This window comes from Rhodoplanes sp. P11 (assembly GCF_964266735.1).
Lineage (GTDB): Bacteria > Pseudomonadota > Alphaproteobacteria > Rhizobiales > Xanthobacteraceae > Rhodoplanes > Rhodoplanes serenus.
In genome coordinates, this window is sequence record NZ_CAXWGY010000005.1 from 1 (window position 1) to 429 (window position 429).

The window sequence follows — 429 nt, forward strand, 5'->3', positions numbered from 1 at the left end:
GTAGTAGGTCGCGTTGTTGAGGTGGCCGTAGGCGTCGTCGTCGCGCCACCGCGTCGTCGCGGTGCGCCAGGCGACGTAGTCGGCCCGCGTGGGCCGCAGAAGACGCTCGCCCACGCCTAGGCCGACTCTGCGTCGCGGAGGCGCTGGCTGATGACGGCGGAGACGCCGTCGCCGCGCATCGTGACGCCGTAGAGCGCGTCGCCCACCTCCATGGTGCGCTTCTGGTGGGTGATCACGAGCAGCTGGGAGTTCTCGCGAAGCTCCTCGTAGATCTCCAGTAGGCGGCCGAGGTTGGTGTCGTCGAGCGCCGCCTCGACCTCGTCGAGGATGTAGAACGGCGAGGGCCGGGCCTTGAAGAGCGCGACGAGGAAGGCGACCGCGACGAGGGACCGCTCGCCGCCGGACAGCAGCGAGAGCCGCTTGACCTTC

1 protein-coding gene is annotated in these 429 nt (G+C 69.7%); it reads right to left on the minus strand.

What is annotated here, in order from left to right:
* Positions 1 to 116: 116 nt before the first annotated feature.
* The coding region (locus ACFQUV_RS09260) for an AAA family ATPase (RefSeq protein ID WP_378394673.1) at positions 117 to 429 on the minus strand (313 nt) is incomplete at its 5' end.